Origin of the sequence: Pseudidiomarina andamanensis, assembly GCF_009734345.1 — a bacterium.
Taxonomy (GTDB): Bacteria; Pseudomonadota; Gammaproteobacteria; order Enterobacterales; family Alteromonadaceae; genus Pseudidiomarina; species Pseudidiomarina andamanensis.
Genome location: NZ_CP032551.1, coordinates 483260 through 506061 on the forward strand (window position 1 = coordinate 483260; position 22802 = coordinate 506061).

The 22802-nt window shown below is 47.1% G+C and carries 23 protein-coding genes; 16 read left to right on the forward strand and 7 right to left on the reverse strand.

Annotated features, from left to right (window positions below):
* The 3 genes from recJ to lysS all read left to right on the forward strand — a co-directional run bounded on the left by recJ (position 1) and on the right by lysS (position 4425).
* Entirely contained in the window at positions 1–1713 is a 1713-nt protein-coding gene (recJ, locus tag D3795_RS02335; RefSeq protein ID WP_310942406.1) for a single-stranded-DNA-specific exonuclease RecJ, read from the forward strand.
* A 57-nt stretch (positions 1714–1770) separates the two neighbouring features.
* A protein-coding gene (gene prfB / locus D3795_RS02340; RefSeq protein ID WP_156265985.1) for a peptide chain release factor 2 occupies positions 1771–2869 on the forward strand; the annotation gives its coding sequence in 2 pieces (ribosomal slippage) (positions 1771–1845 and positions 1847–2869; 1098 coding nt in all).
* Positions 2870–2916: 47 nt separating this feature from the next.
* Positions 2917–4425, forward strand: a complete 1509-nt coding sequence (gene lysS, locus D3795_RS02345; protein WP_156265986.1) for a lysine--tRNA ligase — start codon at positions 2917–2919, stop codon at positions 4423–4425.
* Between the two features lie 103 nt (positions 4426–4528).
* On the opposite strand, the gene D3795_RS02350 is transcribed toward lysS, so the two are convergent.
* The 6 genes from D3795_RS02350 to ygfZ all read right to left on the reverse strand — a co-directional run bounded on the left by D3795_RS02350 (position 4529) and on the right by ygfZ (position 10500).
* Positions 4529–5230 (reverse strand): response regulator, encoded by a 702-nt coding sequence (locus D3795_RS02350; RefSeq protein ID WP_156265987.1) that lies wholly within the window; start codon positions 5228–5230, stop codon positions 4529–4531.
* Positions 5227–6294, reverse strand: a complete 1068-nt coding sequence (locus D3795_RS02355) for a sensor histidine kinase (RefSeq protein WP_310942379.1) — start codon at positions 6292–6294, stop codon at positions 5227–5229. Before D3795_RS02355 ends, D3795_RS02350 begins: the two co-directional genes overlap by 4 nt.
* Positions 6260–7711 (reverse strand): TrkH family potassium uptake protein, encoded by a 1452-nt coding sequence (locus tag D3795_RS02360; RefSeq protein ID WP_156265989.1) that lies wholly within the window; start codon positions 7709–7711, stop codon positions 6260–6262. Before D3795_RS02360 ends, D3795_RS02355 begins: the two co-directional genes overlap by 35 nt.
* Positions 7712–7810: 99 nt before the next feature.
* On the reverse strand, positions 7811–8965 hold the full coding sequence (locus D3795_RS02365) for a trans-sulfuration enzyme family protein (RefSeq protein WP_156265990.1): 1155 nt from the start codon (positions 8963–8965) through the stop codon (positions 7811–7813).
* Between the two features lie 105 nt (positions 8966–9070).
* Positions 9071–9559: an FKBP-type peptidyl-prolyl cis-trans isomerase gene (locus tag D3795_RS02370; RefSeq protein ID WP_126758935.1), complete on the reverse strand. Its 489-nt coding sequence runs from the start codon at positions 9557–9559 to the stop codon at positions 9071–9073.
* Positions 9556–10500 carry a tRNA-modifying protein YgfZ gene (gene ygfZ, locus D3795_RS02375; RefSeq protein WP_156265991.1) on the reverse strand — a complete coding sequence of 315 codons (945 nt, stop codon included), beginning with the start codon at positions 10498–10500 and terminating at the stop codon, positions 9556–9558. Before ygfZ ends, D3795_RS02370 begins: the two co-directional genes overlap by 4 nt.
* Before the next feature lie 108 nt (positions 10501–10608).
* Between ygfZ and D3795_RS02380 the strand changes: the two genes are divergently transcribed.
* Both D3795_RS02380 and D3795_RS02385 read left to right on the forward strand, forming a co-directional pair.
* Positions 10609–10881, forward strand: coding sequence for an FAD assembly factor SdhE (locus D3795_RS02380; RefSeq protein WP_156265992.1), 273 nt, complete (start codon positions 10609–10611; stop codon positions 10879–10881).
* Positions 10882–10898: 17 nt separating this feature from the next.
* Positions 10899–11198, forward strand: coding sequence for a YgfX family protein (locus D3795_RS02385; protein ID WP_156265993.1), 300 nt, complete (start codon positions 10899–10901; stop codon positions 11196–11198).
* Here the strand turns inward: D3795_RS02385 and nadB are convergent.
* Positions 11142–12743 carry an L-aspartate oxidase gene (gene nadB, locus D3795_RS02390; RefSeq protein ID WP_156265994.1) on the reverse strand — a complete coding sequence of 534 codons (1602 nt, stop codon included), beginning with the start codon at positions 12741–12743 and terminating at the stop codon, positions 11142–11144. The genes D3795_RS02385 and nadB overlap by 57 nt on opposite strands.
* A 173-nt stretch (positions 12744–12916) precedes the next feature.
* Between nadB and rpoE the strand changes: the two genes are divergently transcribed.
* From rpoE to rlmD, 11 genes are all read left to right on the forward strand, one after another.
* Positions 12917–13495 carry an RNA polymerase sigma factor RpoE gene (rpoE, locus tag D3795_RS02395; protein ID WP_092855222.1) on the forward strand — a complete coding sequence of 193 codons (579 nt, stop codon included), beginning with the start codon at positions 12917–12919 and terminating at the stop codon, positions 13493–13495.
* Positions 13496–13515: 20 nt separating this feature from the next.
* Entirely contained in the window at positions 13516–14148 is a 633-nt protein-coding gene (locus tag D3795_RS02400; RefSeq protein ID WP_156265995.1) for a sigma-E factor negative regulatory protein, read from the forward strand.
* Positions 14141–15133, forward strand: coding sequence for a MucB/RseB C-terminal domain-containing protein (locus D3795_RS02405; RefSeq protein WP_156265996.1), 993 nt, complete (start codon positions 14141–14143; stop codon positions 15131–15133). Before D3795_RS02400 ends, D3795_RS02405 begins: the two co-directional genes overlap by 8 nt.
* The gene (locus D3795_RS02410) at positions 15130–15564 is read left to right on the forward strand and encodes a SoxR reducing system RseC family protein (RefSeq protein ID WP_156265997.1); all 435 of its coding nucleotides are present in this window, start codon (positions 15130–15132) and stop codon (positions 15562–15564) included. The genes D3795_RS02405 and D3795_RS02410 overlap by 4 nt, the downstream gene beginning before the upstream one ends.
* Positions 15565–15655: 91 nt before the next feature.
* Positions 15656–17467 (forward strand): translation elongation factor 4, encoded by a 1812-nt coding sequence (lepA, locus tag D3795_RS02415; RefSeq protein WP_156265998.1) that lies wholly within the window; start codon positions 15656–15658, stop codon positions 17465–17467.
* Between the two features lie 35 nt (positions 17468–17502).
* Complete coding sequence (lepB, locus tag D3795_RS02420; protein WP_156265999.1) at positions 17503–18438, forward strand: signal peptidase I; 936 nt, start codon at positions 17503–17505, stop codon at positions 18436–18438.
* Between the two features lie 3 nt (positions 18439–18441).
* Positions 18442–19137 carry a ribonuclease III gene (gene rnc, locus D3795_RS02425; protein ID WP_156266000.1) on the forward strand — a complete coding sequence of 232 codons (696 nt, stop codon included), beginning with the start codon at positions 18442–18444 and terminating at the stop codon, positions 19135–19137.
* Positions 19134–20042: a GTPase Era gene (gene era, locus D3795_RS02430; protein ID WP_156266001.1), complete on the forward strand. Its 909-nt coding sequence runs from the start codon at positions 19134–19136 to the stop codon at positions 20040–20042. Before rnc ends, era begins: the two co-directional genes overlap by 4 nt.
* A 3-nt stretch (positions 20043–20045) precedes the next feature.
* Positions 20046–20747, forward strand: coding sequence for a DNA repair protein RecO (recO, locus tag D3795_RS02435; protein WP_156266002.1), 702 nt, complete (start codon positions 20046–20048; stop codon positions 20745–20747).
* Positions 20744–21508 carry a pyridoxine 5'-phosphate synthase gene (gene pdxJ / locus D3795_RS02440; protein ID WP_156266003.1) on the forward strand — a complete coding sequence of 255 codons (765 nt, stop codon included), beginning with the start codon at positions 20744–20746 and terminating at the stop codon, positions 21506–21508. Before recO ends, pdxJ begins: the two co-directional genes overlap by 4 nt.
* The gene (gene rlmD, locus D3795_RS02445) at positions 21492–22799 is read left to right on the forward strand and encodes a 23S rRNA (uracil(1939)-C(5))-methyltransferase RlmD (protein WP_156266004.1); all 1308 of its coding nucleotides are present in this window, start codon (positions 21492–21494) and stop codon (positions 22797–22799) included. Before pdxJ ends, rlmD begins: the two co-directional genes overlap by 17 nt.
* The last annotated feature ends 3 nt before the right edge of the window (positions 22800–22802 follow it).

A 22802-nucleotide genomic window follows, 5' to 3' on the forward strand; every position in this document is an offset into this window, starting at 1 on the left:
ATGACAGATATCAGCATACAACGTCGCCCCAAAGTTGAAGTTGGGGATTGGGCTGCGGGATTGCCACCATTGCTTGCACAAATACTCGCGCGCCGGGGTATTGCCGAAGCTCAGCAACTTGATCTCGGCGCCAAACAGCTACCGCACTTTAATTTGCTTAAAGGTACCGACGTCGCTGCAAAAATTCTTGCCGACGCGATTGCGCGGCAACAAGCGATATGTATCTGTGGCGATTTTGATGCCGATGGCGCCACCTCGACGGCATTGATGGTTTCGGTACTCCAAGCTCTCAGTGCCCAACGGGTGAGCTATATTGTTCCGAACCGTTTTGCCGATGGATATGGGCTATCGCCTGCGGTTGTCGCGCAAGCGCAGCAACAAGGCGCGGAGATTATCGTGACGGTTGATAGCGGTATTTCGTGTCACGCTGGCGTAGCAGCAGCGAAAGCTGCGGGTATGACGGTGATTATTACTGATCACCACTTGCCTGGTGCTCAATTGCCGAATGCCGATGTCATTGTCAATCCGAATCAACCAAACTGTGAGTTTCCTAGCCCCAATATTGCGGGGGTAGGCGTTGCATTTTATGTGTTATTAGCGTTACGCAATGAATTGCGTGAGCGCGGCATTGAAACACCGAATTTAGCGCAATGGCTCGACTTAGTTGCTGTCGGAACCGTTGCCGATGTGGTTAAACTTGATGGTGTTAACCGTATTTTAGTGCAGCAAGGTTTACAACGCATTCGGGCTGGTTATTGTCGACCGGGCATCGCTGCATTACTTCAGGTTGCGAACCGTGATCCGCAGCAGCTTCAGGCTAGTGACCTTGGGTTCGCAATCGGTCCGCGAATAAATGCTGCAGGTCGGTTAGATGATATGGCCGCTGGTATTGAATGCTTGCTCGCGCAAAATCTAGCGCAGGCGCAAGAATTAGCCTCACAACTCGATGCATTGAATAAAGCACGCCGCAATATCGAAACTGAAATGCGTGAAGAAGCTGAAGCTTATGTGGCGCAACTTAATGCCGACGGTGATCGGTTACCAGCAGCGTTAGTACTGTATCAAGCTGGCTGGCATCAGGGAGTGGTTGGGATTGTTGCGGGCCGAGTGAAAGAACAGTGCCACCGACCGGTCATAGCCTTTGCTGACAGTGACGATGGTTATTTAAAGGGGTCAGCACGCTCCATTCCGGGGTTACATATCCGCGATGTGTTAGAACGTGTGCATAGTTTGTATCCGCATTTAATTGAACGCTTTGGTGGTCATGCGATGGCGGCTGGATTATCCCTCGCGCACGAAAACTTAAACGAATTTCGGCAAGCATTTACGCAACAGGTTGAAATTTGGCTAGGCGACGAGGAGCTTACTCGCACAATTTGGTCGGACGGAGAGCTCGATGCCGATTACCTACAAGAACCGTTTGTACGCCAACTGGAAGCTTATGGTCCGTGGGGACAAGGTTTTCCGGAGCCTATTTTTGATGGTGAGTTTCGCATCGTGGATCACCGGGTGGTTGGTGAGCGTCATTTGAAATTGGTGCTTGAAACGCCACAGCGCGTGGTTGTTGATGCGATTGCATTTAACATTGATTTAAAAATCTGGCCAGATGATTCTGTGCAGCGATTGCATGCTGCCTATAAAGTCCAATTAAATCACTTTCGTGGACGCACTTCTGTGCAGCTACAACTAGAGCATTTTTACGCTTTGCGGTAGAATACGCCCCCTTTGTGAACAACCATGCAAACAACTTGCTATTGAGATTGAAAAACTATGTTCGAAACGAATGCTACTTATGTTGCGATAAAAGAAATGCGTAAACGCAGCGAGCTACTTCGGGGGTATCTTTGACTACGCTCAGAAAGTAGAGCGCCTTGAAGAAGTGACTCGTGAGCTTGAAGACCCGAGCGTGTGGAACGACCAAGAACGCGCGCAGGCTTTAGGAAAAGAGCGCGCGAGTCTTGAGCAAGTGGTTGAAACGTTGAACAATCTCGCGCAAGGGCTGGAGGATGTTGAAGGTTTAGTCGAGCTAGCCGTTGAAGCGGACGATGAAGAAACTTACAACGATGCGGTTGCTGAGCTTGATCAGTTAGAAGGGCAACTAGCAACGCTTGAGTTCCGTCGGATGTTCTCGGGCGATCATGACGCATCAGATTGTTATTTAGATATACAAGCAGGTTCAGGTGGTACGGAAGCACAAGATTGGGCAAATATGCTGCTGCGGATGTATTTGCGTTGGGCCGAATCGCATGACTTTAAAGCTGAAATTACGGAGCTTTCTGAAGGTGAAGTCGCTGGTATCAAATCAGTCACGGTGCGTGTACAAGGTGAATATGCTTACGGTTGGTTACGTACCGAAACCGGCGTACATCGATTAGTACGTAAATCACCTTTTGATTCAGGAAATCGTCGGCACACGTCGTTTGCTTCGGTGTTTGTCTATCCAGAAGTCGATGACTCTATCCAAATTGAAATTAACCCGGCCGATTTGCGCGTCGATACTTACCGTGCATCAGGTGCCGGTGGTCAGCACGTTAACCGTACTGATTCGGCGATTCGTATTACCCATGAACCTACCGGCGTGGTGGTGCAGTGCCAGAGCGATCGTTCGCAGCATAAAAACCGAGACGCCGCGATGAAACAATTACGCGCGAAGTTGTTTGAGTTAGAATTGCAAAAACAATTAGCTGAAAAACAAGCGCTAGAAGATTCAAAGTCAGATATTGGCTGGGGCAGTCAAATCCGCTCGTATGTGCTCGATGATGCACGGATTAAAGATTTGCGTACCGGTGTTGAAAACCGCAATACGCAAGCGGTACTTGACGGTGCGCTCGATCCATTTATTGAAGCAAGTTTGAAATCAGGTTTATAAATTGAAGTTGCAGGGCGTGAGGCCGTGCGAAAAGAGGAAACTTACCCATGAACGATAAAATGCAAGCCCCTGAGTTGGACGTCAATGAACAAATCGCCCAGCGCAAGGCTAAGCTTGCTGCGTTGCGCGAGCGAGGCGTAGCATTCCCGAATGATTTTCGTCGCGACAGTTTAGCTGCTGAATTGCATGATCAATTTGATGGTTCTGAAAAAGAAGAGCTCGCGGCGAAAGGAATTCGTGTCAGCGTTGCTGGTCGTATGATGACGCGTCGTATTATGGGCAAGGCAAGTTTTGCGACGATTCAAGATATGTCGGGCCAAATTCAGCTCTACGTAGCGCGCGATAACCTGCCTGAAGGTTTTTACAACGAAGAGTTCAAAAAATGGGATCTCGGCGATATTGTCGGTGCCTCGGGAACGCTTTTTATCACCGGAACTGGTGAATTGAGTGTGCAAGTGGATGACGTTCGTTTATTAACCAAAGCGCTACGTCCGCTGCCAGATAAATTCCACGGTTTATCAGACCAAGAAATGCGCTATCGTCAGCGTTACTTAGATTTGATTACCAACCAAGAGTCTCGCAAAACCTTTATTGTGCGCTCGAAAGTGGTGGATTACATTCGCCGTTACTTAGCTGAAAAGCAGTTCTTGGAAGTAGAAACGCCAATGATGCAAACCATTCCAGGCGGTGCCGCAGCGCGTCCGTTTGTGACGCATCACAATGCTTTAGATATGCAGTTATATCTGCGTATTGCGCCTGAACTTTATTTGAAGCGTTTGGTTGTTGGTGGTTTCGAGAAAGTGTTTGAAATTAACCGTAATTTCCGTAACGAAGGTTTATCAACGCGTCATAATCCAGAATTCACCATGCTAGAGTTTTACTGGGCTTATGCCGATTACCAAGATCTGATGGATTTAACCGAAGACATGCTTCGCGGCATGACGACCGAAATTTTGGGTTCAGCGCAATTTGAAAGTGAAGGCGTACAGTACGACTTCAGTAAACCATTTGCGCGAATGACGGTAAAAGAAGCGATTTTAGAGCATTTGCCAACAGCTACCGAAGCGCAGCTCGATAGCCTTGAACAAGCAACTGCATTGGCTGAATCTTTGGGTATTAAAGTGAAGCCAAATTGGGGCTTGGGTAAAATTCAAATCGAGATCTTTGAAGAGGTGGCGGAACACAAGTTAATGCAACCAACCTTCATTACCGCATACCCAGCTGAGGTTTCACCTTTAGCTCGTCGTAATGATAACGATCCATTTATTACCGACCGCTTTGAATTCTTCGTTGGTGGACGTGAGCTGGCAAATGGCTTCTCGGAGCTAAATGACGCCGAAGATCAAGCAGAACGCTTCCGTGAACAAGTTCAGCAAAAAGAAGCGGGTGACGATGAAGCGATGTTCTACGATGAAGATTACGTGACAGCGTTAGAACATGGTTTGCCGCCAACAGCGGGTGAGGGTATCGGGATTGATCGGTTGGTGATGTTGTTAACTGATTCGCCGTCAATTCGTGATGTGTTGTTGTTCCCGCACATGCGTCCTAAAAAATAAGAGCGTTATTGGTTATTCGTTATTGGTTATTCGTAGCCCGGCGTTTTACGCCGGGTTTTTTTATAGCCGAATAACGATTAACGAATAACGATTAACGCTTTTCTCAGTTCGTGGGGGCAGGGATGAAGCGATAACCAAGTGCCGGCACGGTCTCTATAAACTGTGGATGTTCCGAGTCATCGTTTAGTTTTTTCCGCAGTTGGCTTACGCAAACGCGTAAATACTGGGTATTGTGGCGATGTTGATGACCCCATAAACGGGTCAGTAAGTAGTCATGCTCGAGTAGTTTTTGTGGTTGCTGCGCTAACAAATAAAGCAATTCGTACTCTTTCGGGGTTAGATTTACGAGACTCTGGTTTAATGTAACCTGATGCTTTAATAAGTTGATTTCCAACGCATTGAAGCGCATCACTGATGGAATATCCGAATTCATTTGGCTGGCAGACAAGTCGCGCAAAAGTACCCGAATTCGAGCTAAAAGTTCACGTACGCCAAAGGGCTTACATAAATAATCGTTTGCGCCTAAATCGAGTGCTGTAATCTTCACATCTTCATCATCGCGCGCACTCAGGACAATAATTGGTGGATTGCTCTGGCGTTGACGTAGTTTTTGAATTACTGATAATCCATCGCTATCAGGAAGACCCAGATCGAGGATAATCAGATCTGGCGATAACTGTTCGGCCATCATCAACCCTTGTCGCGCTGAGCTGGCCTCGTAAAATTCATAACCCTCAGACTGAAGTGAAATTCGAACAAAAGTCCTAATCTTCGGTTCATCATCAATGAATAAGATAGTCGTCATGGTAAGCGTATCCGAACTTTAAGTTGGTGCTCATCACTCTCAAATGAAAGTTGACCTTGATGTGCTTTGATAATACTAAAAGCAACACTTAAGCCTAGTCCCGCACCACCGTGTCCACGATCGCCTTTGCGAGCCGAATAAAATGGCTTTAACCAATTTGTTGGCGATTCTACTAACGGTTCATTGAGGTAGTTGGTAATCATTATCTCTGCGCCTGTAGTTGAACCATGCGCGGTGGCTTTTAAGTCAATGGTAACGGGTTTCTCTAAGTTACTGTAACGCAGCGCATTATCAAGAATATTATAGAGTGCTTGGGTGAAGAGGCTCACTTGAACTTCAATAATACATTCTGGATGGTTCGAGGCGAGGTAGTTAATTCGCGAATTTGCTGGAAGCCTCTTTATAGTTTCAACAATTACATCGTGTACAGAGATTTTTTGCGGGAATATGTGCACTGCACCATGTTCAAAGCGCGTGGCTTGAAAAAGGTTCTCAAGATAACTGTGTAGTCGCTCCGATTCCTCCGATGCGGCATTGATTAATTCCTCTTGCTGTTCAACGCTAATTTGCTCGCGGTAAATTTGCAACGTCGACAAATTACCTATAATGCTGGTCAAAGGGCTTCGCAAATCGTGTGAAAGGCTCAATAAAATCGTTGAACGCAACTCAGCGTCGTTCAATTCGGCGCGTTGAATACGCTCGCGAGTTATCCAGTAAACCATTGCCAATCCAACCGCGAGAAATACCGCCATCGTGGTGATTTCTTCAAAATCTTCCATATGCAATGAGCCACGAGGCGCAGTAAACAGGAAATTAAATGCTAATGCGCCAAATATTACGGCGCCATAAGCGATACGGTTTGGAACGGATAAGGAGGTAATGATCACGCCAGCAAGAATAACCAGAACCGTTCCAGAGCTAGGGAGTAACCAACGCTCTAGAACAAAGGCAATCGCGGTCATTAGGCTCATAATCGAGAGCGCTTTGATAATTGACCAATATTGATGGCTAATTGTGCTGTTATGCAAGTTACCGTTGCCAAAATGAAGGAAGTAATAAGGCAATTATAGTGAAGTACTCCAATCGACCCAATAGCATGGCAAAATTTAATATCCAAATGCCTGCATCGGTAACTGGAATGAAGTTACTACCAACTTCACCAAAACCAGGGCCTAATACGTTTAAACATGCCGATACCGCGGTAAATGATGACCAAAAATCAAGGCCAGTCGCCATTAAAGCAATAGTCAGAACAAGGCTCATTGTGGCAGCTAGTAGCATAAACGCCATGACCGCACTCAATACGTCAGAGCCGACGAGTTGTTTTTGGTAACGCACGGCTTTTACCGCATGAGGGTGGGAGAGGAGAAAAAGTTGTTGGCGAATAATTTTAAAAGTGATGATGTCTCGAACTATCTTATTGCCACCTGCAGTAGAGCCTGCACAGCCGCCTAAATAGCTTGTAAATACGAGCAACAAACCGGTCGCAACTGGCCATGCACTTAAGTCGGTTGCACCATATCCGGTGCTCGTCATAAATGAAACGATATGGAATATGCTTTGTGCAACGCGTTCACTTAAGGTGTCGTAATTAGCAGAAATAGTCAGAATAATGATAAGAATAATCGATATTGCCGCAATTAAATGGATAAAAACGCGGGTTTCCTCATCTTGCCAATATTGATTCCACTGGTTCTTGAAAATTACGCGATAATGTAAGTTGAAGCTAATAGCACCAAGTATCATGAATACATTAGCGATGTATAGAATGAGCTGGCTATCAAAGTATCCCATGCTGGCATCATGTGTTGAGAAGCCGCCTGTGGATACTGTTGTAAAACTATGTGCAATGGCATCGTACGCGGACATGCCAGCGAGCCAATAACTCAACGCACAAAACGTGGTAATGGAGACATAAATTAACCAGAGATAACGCGTGGCATAACCAACGCGCGGCACAATCTTTTCGTCTTTCACTGGGCCTGGGGTTTCGGCTACAAGTAAACGCATGCCACCCACGTTTAGCATAGGTAATACAGCAACAACGAAAATGACAACGCCAAGGCCGCCAAGCCATTGCAAAAATTGGCGATACATCAAGAAGCCAATGGGCATGTCATCCAAGCCGACGAGAATTGTAGCGCCGGTTGTGGTCATCGCGCTGATTGATTCGAACGTCGCATCAGTCCAAGACACATCGGTGACGAGATAAATCGGGATAGCGCTGCATAGCCCCGCCAACAGCCAAGTGAATGTGGCAAAAAGGAGACCATCTTGCGGATAAATCTTGGTTAACGGGACGTTTCTACTGAAAGCCCAAAATGAAATAGCGACAAGAAATACGAGCGCCGAGCTAAAAAAGAAGTGGGCGCCGGTACCATCGCGAAAATAGAAGACATTTAACCAAGCAAAGATGAATTGAACAAATCCAACCCAAGCTAGAGGAATACTGAGAAGTTTTAGAAGTATTTTAAGGCGCATGCGGGCTGACCTTCTGAAATCTATAGAAGATCAGCTTATTTCGGCGAATCATAAATATTCTATTGTGATTCGCCGATTTTGTATAAAAATTATATAAAGTTACGTTTTGGGAAGCGCTTGAAATAGGTCATTCAAAAGTTCGTGTTTGTCTTCAATGCCGGCTGATAAGCGCAGTAGATCAGGAGGGCAAGGTGTGCCTTCGCCTTCAACGCTGGCGCGGTGTTCAATCAAACTTTCGACGCCGCCGAGCGACGTGGCGCGTTTCCATAGTTTGGTGTTCGCCGCAAGATGCACTGCTGCGCTCTCACCACCTTTAACGCGAATGGATAACATACCACCGAAACCGCCATGCATTTGCTTACAGGCGACCGCATGCCCCGCAAAACTTGGTAATCCAGGATACAAAACTTCAAGTATTTGTGGATGCTGTTCGAGTTGCTCAGCCAAGAACATGGCATTGCTACAGCTCTCTCTTACCCGTAGGTGCATGGTCCGCATGCCGCGGAGCAATTGCGCTGCGTCATGCGGGCTAGGAACGGCGCCACCTTGTGCGCGCACCGCGCGAATACGCTGCCAATAAGGCGAGTCTTGTTTGGTAATTAGCGCACCAGCAATCACATCTGAGTGGCCGTTTAGATATTTCGTCGCGCTGTGCATGACAATATCTGCGCCTAGCGCGAGAGGTTGCGTGAGCAATGGTGTCGCACAAGTGGAATCGACAGCAACCGCAGCACCGGCTGACTTTGCTAATTCACTGATGGCGGCGATATCACTAATGGTCCACATTGGATTACCAGGGGTTTCTAGCCAAACCAACTTGGTTTGCTGTGGCGTGATAGCTGCAGCCACCGCTTCAAGATCGGTCATATCGACAAAATCGATGCGTAAACCCCAATCGGTGGCGAAGTTTAGCAGCCAATTGCGCAGTGCCCAATACATGACCGTTGGTGCAACCACATGATCACCAGGTTTTAAACCCAAAAATACGGCTGTAGCGGCCGCCATACCCGAGCCAAATAATAATGCTTGCTCGCCACCTTCAAGTTGACATAGCAGCTGCTCAACCGGTTTATAAGTTGGATTGTCCGCTCGCGAATAAACATTACCGGTCGGGTAGGTATTATCCGCTCCGCGAATGTAGGTGGTCGCCACATGAATAGGAAGTACGACGCCTTGACTTTCTTGGTCGATTTTACCAAGCGCCTGAGCAAGTGCGGTGGCAGAACTAAACGGGTAAGCTTTGCTGTTGGTCATGAATACGTTCACTTGTGAGTTTGGCGAATTTGACGATTAGTATACGCTGTATTAAGCATAAAAAAACGCACCCGGGGGTGCGTTTTTGTCGCAATTTTCTGCGAATTAGCCGTGGTTATGATTACCATCAGCGTGTACGTGGCCGTGGTCCAATTCACTTGGATCAGCATCACGTACTTCAACTACTTCAACGTCAAAGTTCAACGTTGTACCAGCTAACGGATGGTTACCGTCAACAGTGACTTCGTCATCACTCACGTCAACAATCATTACCGACTGCTCACCAGCATCAGTGCTAGCACGGAACTGCATACCAACAGCAACTTCGTTGTCACCAAACAAGCTACGTGGAACGGTTTGAATAAGACCGTCGTGACGCTCGCCGTAGGCATCAGCTGGTTGAATTTCAGCTTCAAATTTGTCGCCAGTTGCTTTACCGTCTAGTGCGTTTTCAAGACCTTTGATCAACATACCGCGACCAAAGATAAATTGTAGCGGCTGACCTTCTTTTGATTGATCCAGAACTTGGCCTTCGGCGGTTTTCACAGTGTAGTGAATTCCAACAACTTTGTCCTGGCTAATAGTTTGACTCATGATTCATCCAAGTTATAAGGCAGTGGGTAAATTTCCAAAAGACTCGCGTCATCATCTTTCACTCTCAGCTTAGTATCTGCCTCAATATCGCTTGGCAGTACCGCTAAGAGATCAAGTTGATTGTCAGCACGGCTCACTGCATTAATTACCGTACCGGCACGTCGCCAATTGTCACCAAGTTGCTGTTCCAGCGTGGCACCGGCTGAAACCGATTGCCCTTGGCCAACTAAACGAAACAGTGCTCGCTTCTGCTTGCCCAAATATTTCATCCGAGCGATGGTCTCTTGGCCGATATAACACCCCTTGGTAAAACTAATACCATGCAACGCCTGTACGTTCAGCATTTGGGGCACATACTCCAATATTGTACCTGAAACTAGGGTCGGTCGACCACGTTCAATTTCAAGTGCATTCCAAGCATCCATTGAAGAATTTGTAGGAAAGTTATCACGTTCGGTTACCAAAAGGTATTGATCTGGCTGGCTACCTAAGGTCAATGCGACGCCATCTGAAAAAGCCGTTACGGCTTGCTCGTCGGCAACGTTCAACGGTTGTTCAAGCCATTCCGCTAAACGCGCTGGTGCCGCTGTACCGAAGACACCAAAAAGTGATAATTGCTCGGAAGCATCGACGATATCTGTTTTGCTAAATACACCGAACTTTTGTAACTGGGCCAGACTAGCGGCAATGGCGTCTTTATGACTCAGCAATAACACACTGTCAGCAAAGCGAGTGACGAATAGCGTACTCATCGCCTTACCTTTGTTGTCACAGTGTGCGGCAAACAACCAGCCACGGTCACTGAGTTGCTTCATGTCACAGGATAACTGCCCCTGTAAAAACTCATCGGTTTGTGGACCGGTCAGACGAATAACGCCGTAATCTGTTAATGAAACCGTTACGTATTCAGGCTGAGCTTTGGTAAACTCTGTATCTAACACACGAAACCTCACTTTCTCATCGATAAACGAATAGATGGGGATGTTTTTTCATTATACAAGCCGTTTTATTTCGCGACGCATAATTTTTGTCGTAAAAGAAGGATTCGCATGGAAAAGTTGCAACAAAATGCCGACACATTGAAAGATAAAAATCGCCTTCGTTGGGCATGCCGTCGTGGCATGTTAGAACTCGATGTTTTATTTATGCCATTCGTTGAAGAAGCATACGATGATCTTGATGCGAAACAGCAAGATGCTTTTCGACGCTTATTAACTTGTGATGACCCAGATTTGTTCGCGTGGTTTATGGGGCATCAAAAGTGCGAAGATGAAGAACTGGCGGCCATGGTGGCTTATATACTCGGCCGCGTTAAAGTATAAATGCAGCGGAAGCGGCCATGCTTTGGCAACTGACAGTTCGGCCGTGGGCATGGCTACGGTTTCCATCTCATGTCTGGGGCGTGAATAACGACACGGGTGTTTGGGTGCAACTAGACGACTTAGACCAAAAGTGTTGGCACTTGCAGCCGTTATCGTGGGTTACGCCGTGGGGCGCCTTATTAATTTTGCACCATCCGAACACTGCGCGGCGTTGGTTATGGTTACCGCGCAGTTGGCTTGGCGATGCGCAATATCGACGCCTAGCTCGATTTTTGTTGCGTTGGCGTCAATACGGTCGGCTTCGCCTCAGCCAGTAAATCAGGGTAGTCGAGGTTGTAATGTAAACCGCGACTCTCATGTCGCGCCATGGCACTGCGTACAATTAATTCAGCAACTTGCACCAAATTACGCAACTCCAATAAATTATTACTGACTTTGAAGTGACTGTAATATTCGTGAATTTCTTGCTGCAATAATTCGATGCGTCGTAATGCGCGCTGTAGCCGCTTGTTGGTTCGTACAATACCGACATAGTCCCACATAAATAAACGCAACTCGTGCCAGTTATGTTGAATGATGACCTCTTCATCAGAGTCATTCACTTGGCTTTCGTCCCAAGCGGGGAGGTCGGTACGTAACTTAACCTGCTGTAATTGTTCGATGATGTTGGTTGCTGCCGCTCGGGCAAACACCAGACATTCGAGCAGTGAGTTGCTCGCCATACGGTTGGCGCCGTGCAAACCGGTATAGGCAACTTCGCCGATGGCGTACAAATTACTGACCGCCGTTCGCGCGTTTAAATCTGTTTTTACACCACCGCAAGTGTAGTGGGCGGCAGGTACAACCGGCATCGGTTGTTTGCTGATATCAATACCTAAACTTAAGCATTTGTCATAAATGTTCGGAAAATGCTCTTGGATAAACGCTTTTGGCTTATGCGAGATATCTAAGAACATACAATCAGCACCGAGACGCTTCATTTCATAGTCAATAGCTCTAGCCACTACATCGCGCGGCGCTAGTTCTGCTGCTGGGTGAAATTCAGGCATAAAGCGACTGCCGTCAGGCCGACGTAACACGGCTCCTTCGCCACGTAACGCTTCGGTTAACAAAAACGATTGGGCGTTGGGATGAAATAAGCAGGTTGGGTGAAACTGATTAAATTCCATGTTGGCAACTTGACATCCAGCACGCCACGCCATGGCAATACCGTCGCCACTGGCGACATCTGGATTACTCGTATACTGATAAACTTTGCTGGCGCCACCGGTACATAAAGCGACAAATCGCGCCGCAATTGTTTCAACACGTTGATTCACACGATTCAATATATACGCGCCGTAACAACGCTGTTCACCACCAACATGTTTATGCGTAATCAAATCAACTGCGTTGACGCGTTCTAGAATTGTAATGTTCGGATGTTGTTTCGTTTGTTCAACTAATGTCGTTTGCACCGCGCGACCAGTCGCATCTGCTGCATGGAGAATACGGCGATGGCTATGACCACCTTCTTGATTTAAGTGAAACTGACCATCATCAACACGATCAAAGCCAACCCCGATATCAATAAGCCATTGTAAGCTTTCTTTGGCATGACTTGTGGTAAACTTTACCGCATCAATGTCACATAATCCGGCACCGGCAACTAAAGTGTCTTCAACGTGGCTTTCAATGCTATCATTCTCATCGAATACAGCAGCGATACCGCCTTGTGCGTAGTAGGTTGAGCCTTCAGTTAACGGCCCTTTAGAAAGAACCGTAACTTGGGCGTGGTCAGCTAGTTGTAAAGCTAGTGTTAAACCAGCAGCGCCGCTACCAATAATGAGTACATCGCATTGATAATGTGACATTTGTTCCATAAAGTATGTGGGATATTTTGCGTGACAACACGCTGATCTGCCAAAGGAATAAAAGCGATTTTACTCTTTTGAATTTTTTTTGCGAACTTTTTACGAACACTTGGGTCATACTTTGCAAGTACGCAACGGGCCTAATATCTGACGTAGCTAGGGGTTGAGGAGAGCGGGCTCGGATGAGCGAACAAGAAACAGATAAAGCCCTGGTAGAACGAGTACAACAGGGCGACCAAAGAGCCTTTGATTTGTTGGTAAAAAAATATCAGCACAAAGTGATGAGTCTGATATCACGCTATGTCAAACAACAGGCCGATGTGCCCGACGTAGCCCAAGAAACATTTGTGAAAGCCTATCGAGCCTTAGCTAATTTTCGTGGCGATAGCGCGTTTTATACTTGGTTGTATCGCATTGCGGTAAACACGGCTAAAAATTATTTGGTGGCACAAGGGCGCAAACCGCCAGCCAATGACGTTGATGCCGATGAAGCTGAGTTTTATGAGGGAAGCGGTGCGCTGAAAGACAGCGCTTCTCCAGAAAGTATGTTGTTAACCGATGAGATTCGTGACGTCGTAATGCGAACCATCGATGATTTACCGGAAGATTTGCGTCGTGCTATAACACTGCGTGAAATTGAAGGTTTAGGTTATGAAGAGATAGCCATCGAAATGGATTGTCCTATTGGCACCGTGCGTTCACGAATATTCCGAGCGCGTGAGGCGATAGATCAACAATTACGGCCGTTATTAGAGCGCTAAACTGAATTTGAGGAAGCTTTATGTCTGATCGTTGCAAACAAAATGCCTCAGCACTACTTGATAATCACTTCAGTGATTCAGGTGCTGATGCTGAACGTCCATTTAATGCTGAAATTTCAGCGTTGTTGGACGATGAACAGGCACAGGCTGTATGGCAACGCTATGCGTTAGTCGGGCACCTGATGCGTGGTGATGCGCAAACGAATCATCAAATTGATATTAGTGCTCGCGTCGCGGCGCAACTATCGCAAGAATCGGTGGTGGTACAGCCTTCGGTGCAGCAAGGTGGCGCCATGGCGCGTGCGGCGAGTCGTTGGCTTAAGCCTGCCGGTAGTATTGCTATTGCTGCGAGTGTTGCGTTAGTTGCTGTCGTTTCCGTTCAACAGCCAGTGATTGACGTTGAACAGGCAACACCAAGCGTCACTTCGCCAGCGCTCATTACGAATCCTTTTGGTGGCCGTAACCCGGTTAGTTACAATACGGTGATTGAAACACAAGCACCATCAGAGGCAGAAATTGCTCAACAACGCCAGTTGTTGCAGTCGTATATGTTAGATCATCAGCGTCAATTGCAGCTGTCATTGCAAGCAGACAAAGAACAGCAGCAACAAGAATCATCAACCGTTGAGAAGTTAAACGAACAGAATGACTAAATATGTCGTTGCGATTGCACTTTGGTTGGTTGCAATCGCCCCCCTCGGTGCCAATGCACAGCAAGAAGTGACTGCAGAACGCGCCGCCAATATGGGCCAAATATGGTTTGACCGCATGGCCCGTTCTTTGCGTGACCTTAATTTTGAAGCGACCTTGGTTCAAAGCCAAGGGCAGCGGATACAACCATTAGTTTGGTTTCATGGCAATTATGATCACACCACCGACCTTGAGTTATTAATTTATCTTAACGGTGCTGACATGCGTGCGTTACGCGTGGGTGATCAAACATATTATTATTCTCAAGCAGGCGGTTCCTACACGCTTCAATCTGATGTTACGGTTGGATTAATTCCCCCTGCGTTCTACAAGCCATTTTCGAATATTAATCAGCATTATCAAGTGATTGCTAGCGGTGGTATGCGAGTCACGGGGCGTCCCGCCCAGTATTTGCGGCTAATTAGTCGCGATGACAATCGTTACCATTATGACCTGTGGCTGGATCGTGACTCGGGAATGCTGTTGAAGCTGCAAATGATGACCCCACAAGGTGAGGTTCTCGAACAGTTACAATTAACGTCGATTAGTTTTTCCGACCAAATACCAGAGCAACTCACTGAAGTAAGCGCCATTCAACGTCCGCCGAAGCTTTATGATACTCAGCAACTGGCTGAACTGCGCTTCCCGCTGCGCCCGAATTGGTTACCCGGTGGCTTTGATTTGCGTCGTTCACATCATCGTCAGCTCTATGATACGCAATTGCCAACTGATTATTTTCTATTCAGCGATGGACTTACTGAAGTATCAATTTATGTCAGTGATCAACGCGCTCAAAAATTACCGAGCTTGGCTTACCAAGGCCCTGAATCGCTGGTGAACACCTTTGTTGAAGGGTACGCCGTAACTGTGGTTGGAAAACTACCTGCGGATACGTTACGTCGTATTGCCGAGAATATGGTGGTTTCAACTCAGGATATGCAGCAGTGATTCGTGAACTTGCCGAAGTTATTGCCGTAGAAAGCGATTTTTTATTGGTTTCGACCGAATTAAAAACCGGTTGTACTGGCTGTGCACAACAAAATACCTGTGGCGCCGGCGTCATCTCAAAGGCGTTTTCTGATCGTCGTGCTGAATTTCGTGTCCACAAGCCAGAAGGGCAGTTTAGTCCTGGTCAACAAATTGAGTTATTGCTCCCGGAACAAGCGCTTACACGCTACTCGCTAGCGGTTTACCTACTCCCGATTCTAGTCTTATTGCTGATCGCTATTGCGACAGGTCAGCTGTTGTTGTGGTCAGAAGGGTGGGTGATTCTTAGTGCGTTTAGTGGCTTTGCGTTCAGCTTCTACCTGTTACGACATTGGTTACAGCAACGTGATATTCAGGTTGCACAACTGTTGAGCGTGCAACAAATCGATTAAAAATACCCGAAATTCTTTGTCCCGAACCGCATAAATCAGTATGATCAGCGGTTAGTATTTATTCCTTATTTTTGTTGTTGCGGGGGCATTAATGCCAGAGAAGGCGTTTAAGCAAGCAAATATTCGCAATTTTTCAATTATTGCGCACATCGACCATGGTAAGTCGACTCTTTCTGATCGTTTGATACAGCATTGTGGCGGTTTAACTGACCGTGAAATGGCTGAACAAGTACTTGATTCAATGGATCTTGAGCGCGAACGCGGTATTACCATTAAAGCGCAGAGCGTGACCTTGCATTACACCGCACAAGACGGCGAAACCTATCAACTGAACTTTATCGATACGCCAGGACACGTTGACTTCTCATACGAAGTTTCACGTAGTTTAGCAGGCTGTGAGGGTGCCTTGTTGGTGGTTGATGCAGCGCAAGGCGTTGAGGCTCAGACCTTGGCGAACTGCTATACAGCTATTGAAATGGACCTCGAAGTAGTGCCGGTGTTAAACAAAATCGATTTGCCGCAGGCTGATCCAATGCGTGTGGCTGAAGAGATTGAAGACATTGTCGGTATTCAAGCGATTGATGCGGTGCAGTGTTCTGCCAAAACGGGCATCGGAATTGATGAAGTTTTAGAACGTATTGTGAAACAAATTCCACCACCGCAAGGTGATCCAGAAGAACCATTACAAGCGTTAATCATCGATTCTTGGTTTGATAATTACCAAGGCGTGGTGAGTTTAGTACGTGTTAAAAATGGTGTGTTACGTGCTGGTGACAAAATGAAAGTGATGTCGACCGGGCAGACGCATCAGATTGATAAAGTTGGTTTCTTTTCACCAAAAGCAACAGAAACCGGCATTTTGCGTTGTGGTGAAGTAGGGTTTGTCATTGCCGGTATTAAAGAAATTCACGGTGCGCCAGTAGGGGATACCCTGACTTTGGCGAAACAACCAGCGCCGCAACCGCTACCGGGCTTTAAAAAAGTAAAACCGCAGGTTTATGCGGGCATGTTCCCAATTTCGTCAGACGATTATGAAAACTTCCGTGATGCGTTGTCGAAACTCTCATTGAATGATGCCTCTTTGTTCTATGAACCAGAAAATTCGGCAGCGCTCGGTTTTGGTTTCCGCGTGGGCTTTTTGGGTATGCTCCATATGGAGATTATCCAGGAGCGCCTAGAACGTGAATATGATATCGATTTGATTACCACCGCACCAACGGTGGTGTATAAAGTAATTACCAAAGACGGCAAAGAACATAAGGTGGATAACCCTGCCAATTTGCCGGCAGTAAACGATATTGAAACCATTTACGAGCCGATTGTTGAAGCAAACATTCTCGTTCCACAAGAATATCTTGGTAACGTCATTACGCTATGTGTCGATAAGCGTGGTGTACAAACGAAAATGGCTTATCACGGCAATCAAGTTGCAGTGACCTACGAGCTACCAATGGCTGAAGTGGTCATGGATTTCTTTGACCGATTAAAGTCAACGAGTCGCGGTTATGCGTCGCTTGATTATAACTTTAAACGCTTCCAAGAAGCGGACATGGTTCGTGTTGACGTGTTAATTAACGGTGACAAGGTAGACGCCTTGGCGATGATTACTCACCGTAATAATTCACAAGGCCGTGGTCGCGAATTGGTTGATAAAATGCGAGAGTTAATTCCACGACAAATGTTCGATATCGCTATTCAAGCGACTATTGGTACGCAAGTTATTGCACGTGCTACGGTGAAGCAATTGCGTAAAAACGTGACCGCTAAGTGTTACGGTGGTGACGTGAGTCGTAAGAAAAAACTGTTACAAAAACAAAAAGAAGGTAAGAAGCGAATGAAGCAACTTGGTAACGTGGAAGTACCGCAAGAAGCGTTTCTTGCCGTACTCAAAGTTGGCAAGTAATGCGATTCGCTCGGTGCGCTAGGAATCAAAATTAAATGGCTAACTTTTATTCGATTGTGCTAACGCTGGTGACCATCGTCGCGGGTTTAATTTGGCTGTATGATGCCAAAATGAAGAAGCCTGCGCGTTTGGCAGCTATCGCTAAAGTAGAAGAACAAACCAACAAAACTTTGGATGATGAAGAACGTGAACGCGTTGCGCCGCAGGGACGTGTGGCGGAATTTGCACAAAGCGTTTTTCCAATTTTGTTTATCATTTTAATTGTTCGTTCATTTTTCTATGAGCCATTTCGAATTCCATCAGCATCGATGATGCCAACCATGTTGGCTGGCGATTTTGTGTTGGTGCAAAAGTATAGTTATGGTGTTCGTGATCCATTATTTCGTACAGAAATTCTGGAAACTGGAAAACCAAACCGTGGCGATATTGCGGTGTTCAAATTTCCGGTAAACCCACAAGTTGATTTCATTAAACGCATTGTGGCAACACCAGGCGATCGCATCATCTATCGTAACAAGACTTTGTATTTGGAGCCGGCATGCGTTGATAGCTCTGCAGAATGCCCGCAGTTGCAAGTGATTGAACGCAATGTGCAACAACAAGACGAAGTTTATTTTAGTCGCACGACACCACTGCAGCGTTATTCGGAGCAACTTGGTGACGTTGAGCATGAAATACTTATCGATCCGACTGTGGCGCCGCGTACCGCTTATTACTTTCAACAAGCTGGCACTGCCGCTGATGAATGGATAGTGCCAGAAGGTCATTATTTTGCGATGGGCGATAATCGCGATAACTCTGAAGATAGTCGCTATTGGGGCTTTGTTCCGTATGAGAACTTAGTTGGCAAAGCCACGTTTATTTGGATGAGTTTGGAATTTGATCGCGGCCCAGAATCTTGGGTGCCAGAGTGGTTACCGAGTTGGGTTCCATCGGGGGTTCGCTGGCATCGTCTTGGTAGTGTGGAGTAAGGCGTGAGTTTACCAAAACCACCACTGAAACAGCTTGAAAAATCATTTGGTTATACCTTCAAGAATCGTGATGCACTGACGCAGGCACTGACCCACCGTAGTGCTGCGGCGAAACACAATGAGCGCCTCGAGTTCCTTGGTGATTCAGTGTTAGGTATCATCATTAGTGAAGCGTTATTTGAACAATTCCCCAATATTGATGAAGGCGATTTAAGCCGTATGCGCGCCACGTTAGTGTGCGGGCGCAGCCTCGCAAAATTGGCGCAGCGTTTCGAATTAGGGAAATTCTTGGTGCTTGGCCCCGGTGAAATGAAAAGCGGCGGACATCGCCGTGAATCCATACTCGCTGATGCGGTAGAAGCATTACTGGGCGCCATGTATTTAGAAAGCGATTTAAACACGTGTCGTGAGGTTGTACTAAACTGGTATTCGAAACAGTTGGCAGGCATTAAGCCAGGCGCAAGCCATAAAGACCCGAAAACGCGTTTGCAAGAGTATTTGCAAGGGCGCCAGCGCGCACTCCCTATTTATGAAGTTGTCGCGACACAAGGGCAAGCACATAACCAACAATTTACCGTAAGTTGTCAAGTTGATGGGTTGGAACAGCCTATTCGTGGAACCGGCACAAGTCGCCGTAAAGCTGAACAGCACGCTGCAACCGAAGCACTTGAGCAACTTATTCAGCAGGATAATTCATGACTGAACCGCAATACAGCTCAGAATCAGCGTTTGTAGCCATAGTAGGGCGCCCAAATGTTGGCAAATCAACGCTACTTAATCGTATTCTTGGGCAAAAAATTAGTATTACCTCAAGCAAGCCACAAACAACGCGCCACCGCATTTTAGGCATTGAAACCGAAGGCGAGCGCCAAATTGTTTATGTGGACACGCCAGGTCTTCACCAAGATGAAAAGCGCGCGATTAACCGTTTAATGAATCGAGCGGCGTCGAGCTCACTGAGTGGCGTTGAAGTTGTGCTATTTGTCGTAGAAGCGGGTAAGTGGGCCAGTGACGACGAAATGGTGCTGAATAAACTAAAAAAATCAGAGCGCCCGGTTATTTTGGTGATTAATAAAATTGACCAATTTAAAGACAAAACTGAGCTATTACCTTATTTGCAGCAGCTTGCCGAAAAGCATAGCTTCGCGGAAATTATCCCATTATCAGCAGCGACCGGCGCACAAGTCGAAGCCTTGCGAGAAATCGTGCACAAGCATGCACGTCCTGGCGTACATCATTTTCCAGAGGATTATGTGACCGACCGCTCGCTACGCTTTATGGTGGCTGAAATTATTCGTGAGAAACTGATGCGTTTTACCGGTGATGAGTTGCCGTACAGCACGACCGTTGAAATTGAGCAGTTCAAGACCGCACCATCAGGTACCACGCACATTCACGCACTCATACTGGTTGAGCGCGATGGCCAAAAACGCATGGTAATTGGTGCAGGTGGTAGCAAGTTAAAGACCATTGGTACCGAAGCGCGCCGCGATATCGAGCCACTGGTTGGTGGGAAAGTTCACTTGCAGTTATGGGTGAAAGTGAAATCGGGTTGGGCTGACGACGAGCGAGCTCTGCGTAGTTTGGGTTACGGCGAGGATTAAGCGGTGGAACCGGCGTTTGTATTGCATCGCTGGCCCTATCAAGACAGCAGTTTACTGGTTGAATTGTTCTCTGCTGAGCATGGCCGTTTTCGCGCGATTGCGAAAGGTGCAAAACGGCCGAAAAGTGCTTGGCGTAGTATCTTGCAACCCTTCACCCCGTTGCAAATTAGTACTCGCGGTCGTCACGAATTACAGACATTGGTCGCTGCCGAAGCAATCGATACCAGTTTGAACCTAAAAGGAACGGCGCTCTACAGTGGCTTCTATGTCAATGAGCTGGTGCAGCGCCTGACCACACCATACCATGTGGTTGATGGCCTTTTTCAAGACTATCAAGAAACCTTGGAGTTACTCACTCAGGTGAGTCATGTTGAGCCAATTCTGCGGCGCTTTGAATGGCAATTACTTTGTCATTTAGGGCATGGTTTTGACTGGCACATGGATACCCACGAGCAACCCATAATCGCAACGCAAACGTATCAATTCATTCCTGAATCTGGATTTTCGCTGACAAACGCCAGCAATCAGGCCGATATTATTGTATTGAATGGCGCCGATATACTGCGGCTTGGCGATTTTGAAGTGGCCGATCAACGCCTGCTAAACTTATTTAAACGACTGATGCGTGTGGCACTGCAACCTTATTTGGGTAATCAGCCGCTGCGTAGCCGTCAACTCTTTGTTCAATTTAAGGATATGTCATGAATTCAACCGTTGGAGTTCCACCGATTTACTTAGGTGTCAACATTGACCATGTCGCAACTGTTCGTAATGCCCGTGGCGTTAACTATCCTGACCCAGTCACAGCCGCAGCCATTGCGGAGCAGGCGGGGGCGGATGGTATTACTGTGCATTTACGTGAGGATAGACGGCATATTAAGGATCGCGATGTTGAGATTCTTGCGCGCACCCTACAAACCCGTATGAACTTAGAAATGGCAGTCACTGACGAAATGCTAGCAATTGCCTGTCGTACCAAGCCAACGTTTTGTTGTTTAGTGCCAGAGAAGCGCGAAGAATTAACCACCGAAGGGGGTCTCGATGTTGCTGGTCAACAAGCCAAGATCACCAGTGCGGTAGCACAACTTGCCGAACATGGTATTGCGACCAGCCTATTTATTGATGCCGACAAACGCCAAATTGACGCTGCCGTTGCGACAGGCGCTCCGATTATTGAACTGCACACAGGGCACTATGCTGAACAAACCAACGAGCAGGCGCAAATGCAAGCGTTAGCTCAGTTACGCGACGCTGCAGAATATGCGCAGGCGGCTGGTTTACAAGTCAACGCTGGGCATGGTCTGCACTATCACAATACGGCGCCGATTGCGGCCATTCCACAGTTGGTTGAGCTCAATATAGGCCATGCAATTATCGCACGCGCCGTGTTAGTTGGGCTTGAGCAAGCGGTGCGTGATATGAAGGCGATTATGCAACAGGCGCGGTTACATGGCTCAGTTTTATAAGCCGCAAGCCCGCACAGCAAAGCTGCAGCGATTAACCGATCAGCAGGTTGTTGGCCTTGATCATCAAGGACGAGGTGTGGTTCGTACTGCCAAGGGCGTCAAATTTGTGCCGGGTGCATTACCCGATGAGCGAGTAACGATTACGGTTCAAGGCAAGCATGATGCGCAATTGGAGCGAATTCAAACGGTTAGCGAGCAGCGTGTAACGCCACCTTGTGCTTTTTATGAGCAATGCGGTGGTTGTGATTTACAGCATCTCGCGTTAGCTGCACAGCGGGCGCACAAGCAAAAAGTTGTGACCGAGATGCTTGCGAAATTTGCGCAAGTTGAAGCGCTGCAATGGTTAGAACCGTTGGCCGGCGATGCTTGGCACTATCGTCGGCGTGCTCGATTAGCGGTGCACTATGACGCGAAACGACAGCAATTTAAAATGGGATTTAGGGCGCCCAAGAGTAAACGAATTACCGTGATTGATGCTTGTTTGGTTCTCGCAGAGAGCTTAAATAAATTAATAGCGCCATTACAACACCTATTGCCACAACTTGAGTTAGTCAAACAACTCGGTCATGTTGAACTCATTGAGTTTGAACATCAGGTTGTAGTGCTGTTACGCCTCAGAGAATGGCCAACGGCAAGTGATCAGAATCACCTCGAACAGTTTTCGAAAACCTACAACGTGGCTATATGGTGTGATTCTGAGCAGCAGTTGGCGCCACTATCAACGTCAGAACCTTTAAGTTATCACACAGTAGGATTGAGCATTCATTGTTCGCCTACGAATTTTATCCAGGCGCATCGGCAACTGAGCGAAATAATGGTAGAGCAAGCCCTAACTTGGCTGGATATTCAGCCAAGTGATAAGGTACTTGAACTGTATGCTGGTAGCGGTAACTTCAGTTTGCCGATGGCATTAGCTGGAGCACAGGTTACCGCCATTGAAGGCGTTGCGTCGATGGTCGACCAACTCAAAGCAAATGCTCACCGAGCTCAAGTCAACCTTGCCGCGTTCTGCACCGATCTTGAACAATCGTGGTCGAGCCAGGCCTGGAGCAACGAGCAATATACAAAAGTGTTGTTGGATCCTGCTCGTGCGGGCGCTCCACATGCCATTCAAGAAGTCGCCACACGACAACCGCAGCGAATTGTCTATGTTTCCTGTGCGCCAGATACCCTTGCACGTGATGCAAAGGTACTGAAGGAGAGCGGGTATCAGTTAAAACAAGCGCAAGTGGTTGACATGTTTCCGCAGACCCATCACATTGAGGTCATGACATTATTCGAACGGGAGTAACAC